Origin of the sequence: Streptomyces sp. NBC_01012, from assembly GCF_045162755.1 — a bacterium.
Lineage (GTDB): Bacteria > Actinomycetota > Actinomycetes > Streptomycetales > Streptomycetaceae > Streptomyces.
The window spans coordinates 986,687-994,833 of the sequence record NZ_CP108688.1 but is presented as its reverse complement, the minus strand read 5'-3'; the positions used below and the strand labels follow the sequence as shown (position 1 = coordinate 994,833).

General features: G+C 72.6%; 2 protein-coding genes and 1 pseudogene. All 3 read left to right on the top strand.

Translation table 11 applies throughout. The features are described from left to right. Positions 1 to 80: 80 nt before the first annotated feature. A pseudogene (locus tag OG623_RS04405) lies at positions 81 to 5,945 on the top strand (type I polyketide synthase); the annotation flags it as partial. A gap of 137 nt (positions 5,946 to 6,082) precedes the next feature. Further along, positions 6,083 to 7,045 carry an ACP S-malonyltransferase gene (locus OG623_RS04400; RefSeq protein WP_406144446.1) on the top strand — a complete coding sequence of 321 codons (963 nt, stop codon included), beginning with the start codon at positions 6,083 to 6,085 and terminating at the stop codon, positions 7,043 to 7,045. Further along, the gene (locus OG623_RS04395) at positions 7,039 to 8,127 is read left to right on the top strand and encodes an arylcarboxylate reductase (protein ID WP_406144445.1); all 1,089 of its coding nucleotides are present in this window, start codon (positions 7,039 to 7,041) and stop codon (positions 8,125 to 8,127) included. Before OG623_RS04400 ends, OG623_RS04395 begins: the two co-directional genes overlap by 7 nt. Positions 8,128 to 8,147 lie beyond the last annotated feature (20 nt).

Below are 8,147 nucleotides of genomic sequence, written 5' to 3'. Positions count from 1 at the left end.
TCGCTGCCCTGCGCAGCGCACTGGTGGACAATGAACGCCTCAGGGAGGCCAACAAGCGCCTGTCCAAGCAGGCCGAAGCGCCGGTCTCCGACGAGCCGGTCGCCGTGGTGGCCATGGGCTGCCGCTACCCCGGCGGGATCGCCTCGCCCGACGACCTGTGGACCTTGGTCAGCGAGGCGGGGGACGCCATCTCACCGTTCCCCGAGGACCGCGGCTGGGACACCGGCGGGCTCTTCGGCGAGGACGAGGGACCCGGTTCGCTGACGTCCCGCACCCGCGAGGGCGGCTTCCTCACCGACGCCGGCGCCTTCGACCCGGGATTCTTCGGGATCTCGCCGCGCGAGGCCCTGGCGATGGACCCGCAGCAGCGGCTGCTCCTGGAGACCACCTGGGAGACCTTCGAAAGGGCGGGCATCGACCCGGCCACCCTGCGCGGCAGTACGACCGGTGTCTTCGTCGGCCTCATGGGCACCGACTACGGCGGCCCGCTGCACCATGTCCCGGACGGTGTCGAGGCGTTCCTCGGCATGGGCACCCAGTCCAGCGTGGGCTCCGGCCGGATCTCCTACGCCTTCGGCCTGGAGGGGCCGTCCGTCACCGTCGACACCGCCTGCTCCTCCTCCCTGGTGGCGATCCACCTCGCCGCGCAGTCCCTGCGCGCCGGGGAGAGCACGCTGGCCCTGGCCGGCGGTGCGACCGTCCTGGCGGGCCCCGGCCTGTTCGTGGGACTCAGCCAGCAGGGCGGCGTCGCCGCCGACGGCCGCTGCAAGTCCTTCTCCGAGGGCGCCGACGGTGCCGGTTTCGGTGAGGGTGTGGGTGTCGTCCTGCTGGAGCGTCTGTCGGATGCCCGTCGCAACGGTCATCCGGTTCTGGCGGTGATTCGTGGCAGTGCGGTGAACCAGGACGGTGCTTCCAATGGTCTGTCCGCGCCCAACGGTCCTTCGCAGCAGCGGGTCATTCGGCAGGCGCTGGCCAATTCGGGTCTGAAGGCGTCCGAGGTGGACGTGGTGGAGGCGCACGGTACGGGTACGTCCCTGGGTGACCCGATCGAGGCGCAGGCGCTGCTGGCCACCTATGGCCAGGAGCGTGATGCTGGACGTCCGTTGTGGCTGGGCTCGTTGAAGTCCAACATCGGTCACACGCAGGCGGCGGCCGGTGTGGCCGGTGTCATCAAGATGGTGCAGGCGATGCGGCACGGCGTGCTGCCCAGCACCCTGCACATCACCCGGCCGTCGTCGCACATCGACTGGACGGAGGGCGACGTCCGGTTGCTCACCGAGGCGGTCGACTGGCCCGAGTACGGGCACCCCCGGCGCGCCGGTGTCTCCTCCTTCGGGGTGAGCGGTACCAACGCCCACCTCGTCCTCGAACAGGCCCCCGAACGGGACCCCGGAACCGACGCGGAGCCCGCCGCGGCGGCGCCCGCGCCCGGCACGGCGGTTCCCTGGCTGATCTCCGCGCGCACGGCCGACGCCCTGCGCGACCAGGCCGAGCGGCTGCGGACGCACCTGGCGGCACGGCCCGGTCTCGCGCCGGCCGACATCGCGTTCTCGACCGCGACCGGCAAGGCCGCGCTGCCGCATCGCGCGGTCCTCGTCGGCGCTGACCGCGACGCCCTCGGCCGCGAGCTGGAACTGCTGGCCCGCGGCGAGTTCTCCGACGGCACCGTCTGTGGCACCACCGCACCGCCCGCGAAGAAGGTCTTCGTCTTCCCCGGCCAGGGTTCGCAGTGGGCCGGTATGGCGGTGGAACTTCTGGAGTCGTCGCCGGTGTTCGCGGCGCGCTTCGAAGAGTGTGAGCGCGCCCTGACACCGTTGGTGGACTGGTCGCTGACGGACGTCGTACGGTCCGGTGCCTACGACCGGGTGGACGTCGTACAGCCGGTGCTGTGGGCGGTCATGGTGTCGCTGGCCGCGCTGTGGGAGTCCGCGGGGGTGCGTCCGGACGCGGTCGTGGGTCACTCGCAGGGTGAGATCGCTGCTGCGGTGGTCGCGGGCGCGCTCTCGCTGGAGGACGGCGCGCGGGTCGTCGCCCTGCGCAGCAAGGCCATCACACGATTGGCGGGCCGTGGCGGGATGGTGTCGGTGCCGCTGCCGGTGGACGAGGTGCGGTCGCTGCTGCCGGACGGTGTGTCCGTGGCCGCCGTGAACGGCCCCTCCTCGGTCGTGGTGGCCGGCGACCCGGCCGGTCTGGAGACCGTCCTGGCCTCCGTCGAGCGAGCCAGGCGGATACCGGTGGACTACGCCTCGCACTCGGCCCACGTGGAGGAGATCCACCAGGAGCTGCTGAGCGTCCTCGCGGCGGTGTCGCCTCGCAGCGGCCAAGTCCCCTTCCATTCCACGGTGACCGGCGGCCTGCTGGACACCGCGGGCCTGGACGCCGAGTACTGGTACCGCAACCTGCGGCAGACCGTGCGGCTGGATACCGTCGTGCGCGCGCTGAATGCCGCGGGGCACGGCGTGTTCGTCGAGGTCAGCCCGCACCCGGTGCTGACCTCGGCGATCGAGGACACGGCCACCGGGACCGTGACCGGCACGCTGCGGCGCGACGCCGGCGGCCGGGACCGGTTCCTGCTCTCCCTGGCCGGACTCCACGTGGCGGGTGTGCCCGTCGACTGGAGCGCGGTCCTGCCCGCGGCCCGGCGGATCGAGCTGCCCACCTATGCCTTCCAGCACAAGCGGTACTGGCTGGACCCAGCCATCGAGCACCTGGGCGGCGCGGCCGACGGCCACCCGCTGATCGGCCGTGCGCAGCCCGTCGCCGACAGCGGAACCCTGCTGTACACCGGCCGCCTCTCGCTGCGCACCCACCCGTGGCTGGCCGACCACGCCGTCGGCGGCACCGTGGTGCTGCCCGGCGCGGCCCTGGTCGAGACCGTGCTGCACGCGGGCCGCGACCTCGGCTGCGGCCATCTCGAAGAGCTGACGGTCGAGACCCCGCTCACGCTCGACCCGGCCGCGCCGCTCACCGTCCAGCTCTCCGTGGAGGCCCCCGACACGGCGGGGCGGCGCCCGTTCGCCGTCCACTCCGCCTCCGACGACGGAGCCTGGACCCGGCACGCCACCGGCTGGCTCGCGCCCGCCGGGGAGACGGCCGCGCAGCCGGCCGACACCCCGTGGCCGCCGGCCGGCGCCGAACCGGTGGACATCGACGACCTCTACGGCACCTTCGCCGAGGGCGGCATCGAGTACGGCCCCGCCTTCCAGGGGCTGACCGCCGCCTGGCGCCTGGACGGCCGGATCTACGCCGAGGTGGCCCTGCCCGAACAACAGCGTTCCGGACTGCGGCGCTTCGGCATCCACCCGGCGCTCCTCGACGCGGCGCTGCAGACCGTCGGCCTGACCCGCGACGGGGACGAGGGCGGGCCCGTCCTGCCCTTCTCCTTCGGCGGTGTCGCCCTGCACGGCGAGTCCAGCGGCGACTTGCGGGTCGAGACCACGGTGAGCGGCGCGAACGAGGTCTCCGTGCGCGCCGCCGACCGCGACGGCCGGCCCGTGCTCACGGTGGACTCGCTCGCCCTGCGCCGCCTCACCGGCCTGGCCCGGCACGACTCGCTGTACCAGGTGGCCTGGGTGACCCGCCCGCTGCCGCGGGCCGTGGAGCGCACCGACACCGTGGTCCGCGTCGAGCCGGACGAGCCGACCGCGGCCGCGGCCCGCGAGACCACCCGCCGTACGCTCGCACGCCTCCAGGAGTGGCTCGCCGCCGACCACCCCGACGGCGCCCGCCTGGTCGTCGTCACCCGCGGCGCCGTCGCCACCGCGCCCGACGAGGACGTCACCGACCTGGCCGGCGCCCCGGTGTGGGGGCTGCTCAGGTCCGCCCAGTCGGAGAACCCCGGCGCCTTCGTCGTCGTCGACACCGACGAGGAGAGCGAGCACCTGCTGGACGCCGCGCTCTCCTGCGACGAACCCCAGCTGGCGCTGCGCGGCGGTGAGCTGCGCGTGCCACGGCTGCACCGCTCCGCCCACGAGAACACCGAGCAGGAGCTCGACCGGGACGGCACCGTCCTCGTCACCGGCAGCGCCGACGGCCTGGCCGGCCTTGTGGTGCGCCACCTCGCCACCGAGCACGGCGTCCGCCGGATCGTCCTGGCCAGCCGGCGCGGCCCGGCGGCCGAGGAGATCCAGCGTCTCGGCGCGGACCTCGGCGCCGAGATCGTCGGCGCCGCCTGCGACATGGCCGACCGGGACGCCCTGGCCCGGCTGCTTGCCTCTGTACCGGAACAGGCGCCGCTGACCGCGGTCGTGCACACCGCGGCCGTGCTCTCCGACGGCGTCCTGGCCTCGCTCACCCCCGAGCAGGTCGATACCGCGCTGCGGCCCAAGGTCGACGCGGCGCTCAACCTGCACGAGCTGACGCGCGACCTCGGACTGCGCGAGTTCGTCCTGTTCTCCTCCATCGCCGGCGTCCTCGGCGCCCCGGGACAGGGCAACTACGCGGCGGCCAACGCCTTCCTCGACGCTCTGGCGCACCACCGGCGCGCCCAGGGCCTGCCCGCCAAGTCCCTCGCCTGGGGCCTGTGGGAGCACAGCAGCGGCCTCACCCAGAACCTGGACGAGGCCGACGTGGCGCGGATCTCGCGCGGGGGAGTGGTGCCGTTCGACACCGAGCAGGGCCTTGAGATCATGGACCTGGCGCGCGGCACGGACGCGCCCGCACTCATCCCGGCGACCCTTGCGGCCACCACCCTTGAAGCCGCACCCGAGGACGCCCCGGCCCTGCTCAGGGACCTCGTGCGGCCTCCGGCCCGGCGCTCCGGCGCGGCGCCCGAGCGGCGCGGCGCCGAGGAGCTGCGCGCCAGCCTCGCCGGTCTGGACGAGGAAGCCGGTGACGTCCTGCTCGGCGGAATCGTGCGCGGCCACCTCGCCACCGTCCTCGGCCACGCCTCGGCCGACGACATCGACGACAGTGCCGCCTTCCTCGCCCTGGGCCTCGACTCGCTCACCGCCGTCGAGTTGCGCAACCGGCTGACCTCGGTCACCGGACTGCGGCTGCGTCCCACCGTCGCCTTCGACTGCACCACCCCCCGGGAGCTGGCGCGGTTCCTGCGCGCGGAGTTGCTCGCCGCGCCCGCGGCCGAGCCCTCGGCACCGCCGGTCTCCGCCCGCCGCGCCGGCCCGTTGGACGCCGCCGGCGAGCTGTTCCGGTACGCCGCGGAGCGGGGCCAGCTCAAGACCGGTGTGAAGATGCTGCACCAGGCCGCCCAGTTGCGGACCATGTTCACGGCGGATGAGGGCCGCGAGGGCATACCCCGCCCGCTGCGGCTGACCACCGGCAGCAAGCGGCCGAGGATCATCTGCCTCTCCGCCTTCGTCGCCCTGGGCGGTGCCCATCAGTTCGTCAGGTTCGCCTCGTTCTTCGGCGAGGAGTACGACGTCGCGGCGCTCGACGTGCCCGGCTTCCAGAACGACGAGCCGCTGGCCGCGGACGCGGATGAACTGGCCGATGTGTACTGTGACATGATCAGTGAACTGGTCGGTGACGACCCGTTCGTCCTGCTGGGCTCCTCCTCCGGAGGCGTGCTCGCGCACGCGACCGGCGAGCGGATGAGCCGGCGCGGTGTCGCCCCGGCCGGTGTGGTGGTCATCGACGGCTATCCGATGACCAGCCCGCACATCAACCGGGTCCAGGACCAGCTGCTCAAGGGCATGTTCGAGCGCGAGGAGCGCTTCGTCAGCCTGGACGGCACCCGCCTCACCGCGATGGGCTGGTACTGCGGGATGTACGAGTTCTGGGAGCCGCAGGCGGTGGACACGCCCACGCTGCTGCTGCGGGCCACCGTCCCCCTGGAGGGCATGACGGACGATCCGGCGAGCGAGGAGTGGCGCGCCGTGTGGCCCGCCACCAAGGTGCTGGACGTGCCCGGTGACCACTTCACCGTCATGGAGGACCACCTGGAGACGACCACGCAGGTCATCAAGGACTGGCTGGCAACCCTCTGACATCCGTGGGGGTCCGGCCGGCCGGACCCCCGCTCACCACGCTCCACCCTCGGCGCCGCCGTGGCGCCGAGGCTTCGTTGCCCCTGATTTCGCATGGTCGGACTGCCATGTCCGGCCTATCACATATGGAGGTTCCCATGGCGCTTGGTTACTTGCTCGGCGGAGGCGTCGGCACCGAGCCGCACGGTATCGAGCTGCACCGCGCGTACCCCGTGATGCAGCGGCTGTACGAGCAGATAGCCGACTGGACCGGCCTGACCGTCGGCCAGATCCTGGAGGAGGACCTGCCGGAGGCCCAGGAGGAGCGGCAGAGCGTCGGCTCCATCCGGGAGACCGCGCTCGCCTTGTCCGTGCACGACATCCTCGCCGAGCAGGATGTGCACCCCTCCGTCCTCGGCGGTCTGAGCCTGGGCTCCATGACCAGCAGCTGCCTGGCCGGCGCCCTCACCCGCCAGGAGCTGTTCGGGCTGCTGCGCAGCACGCGCCTCTGTCCCGACCCCGACCCCTCGGACCCGGCGCACGCCCTCGCCATCGCGGCCGTCCCGGCCGGGCAGAGCGTCGAGACGTTCGTCGGCGGCTTCGAGAACGTGCACGTCGCCGGCGACATGGGCGACACCGCTGACGGCGCCCTGCGCATCTACATGCTGAGCGGCCTGCGGGAGCCCATGGCCGCGCTGGCCGGCTCGCTGCCCGAGGGCCTGGTCACCCTGATGCCGGGCCGGGGCATAGCCCAGCACACCCCGCTGCGCGCCTCGTACCGGACGTTCGTCGAGCCGTACATCGACGCCATCCCGTTCGGCACGCCCCAACTGCCGGTGCTGTCCTGCCTGGACCGCAAGCAGCTGGCCTCGGGCGACGACGTGCGGGACATGTTCAAGCGCAATCCCACCACCCCGATCAGCCTGCCGTACGTCTACGAGGGCATGCACGAACTCGATGTCCAGCTCGGTGTGGTGGTCGGCCCGGCGATCCCGGCCGGACTGCTGCGCATTCCCTTCCCCGTGGTCCATGTCGAGCAGCCGGAGCACATCGAGAAGGTCGTCACCAGCGTCTTCGAGCTGGGTATCGAGTACCCCGAGACGGGACTCGCGCCGTGCTGAGCACGGGCCTGTCCCCGGCCGACTGCGACAAGCTCGTCGACGGCTGGCTGAGCACCGACCCGGACGAGTGGACCCGACGGGTGGTCCGGCGCCATTTCGACCCCGAGACCGGCAGCCCGTACTGGCTGGAGCGGGCGAAGGAGCTGTCCTTCGACCCGCGCGACATCACGCGCCACGCGGAGCTGACCGAGTTCGGCCCGTTCGACCTGGACCTGCTGCGCACGCGAGACCCGCGTGACTTCGTCCCGCTGGCCGTGGACCGGCCGCTCACCGGACGGGTGTGGGACTCGGGCGGCACCACGGGCAAGCCGTGCCGCGTCTTCTACACCCCGGAGATGATCGTCCAGCGGGGCGTGTGGCGCCGCTGGTCGTTCACGACCGAGGGCTTCGAGCCGCACCGCACCTGGCTCCAGGCCACGCCCACCGGACCCCACCTGATCGGCAACGGGGTCTGGGAGGCGGGCGACCTGCACCAGGGGGTCGTCTACGCCATCGACATGGACCCGCGCTGGGTGAAGCGGCTGCTGCGCACCACGCGCATGCCCGTCGCGCGGGATTACACCGAGCACCTGCTCGACCAGATGCTCGATGTGCTGGAGACCCGGGAGGTGGACTACGTCAACACCACTCCGGCGCTGATGGTGGCACTGATCCGGCGGGCCCCCGAGCAGGTCGCGAAGTTGCGCGGCGTCCGGCTGAGCGGCACCCACCTGGTGCCCTCGGTCCACCGGCAGATCGTCAAGGCGCTGGACGGCGGCATCTGCGGCCTGAGCTACGGCAACACCTTCGGCAACGCGGCCGGACTGCCGGTGGAGCAGGACGGCGAACTCATGCCGTACCTGCCCAACTTCCCGCAGGTGACGATGGCGGTCGTCGACAAGACGGACCCGATGACCACCGTGCCTTACGACTCGGTGGGACGCGTCCGGCTGACCGTGCTCCACGACGACCTGTTCCTGCCCAACGTGCTGGAGCGGGACGAGGCGGTGCGGTACGACACCGGCGACGGCTTCCCCACCGACGGCGTTGCCAACGTGCGTCCGCTGGAGACGGCCAGCACCGCGATCGAGGGACTGTACTGAACCGCTGTCGCCCGTTACGT

Coding starts and splice junctions, on each gene's coding strand:
- OG623_RS04400 (WP_406144446.1), top strand. CDS start 6,083: ATGGCGCTTGGTTACTTGCTCGGCGGAGGCGTCGGCACCGAGCCGCAC.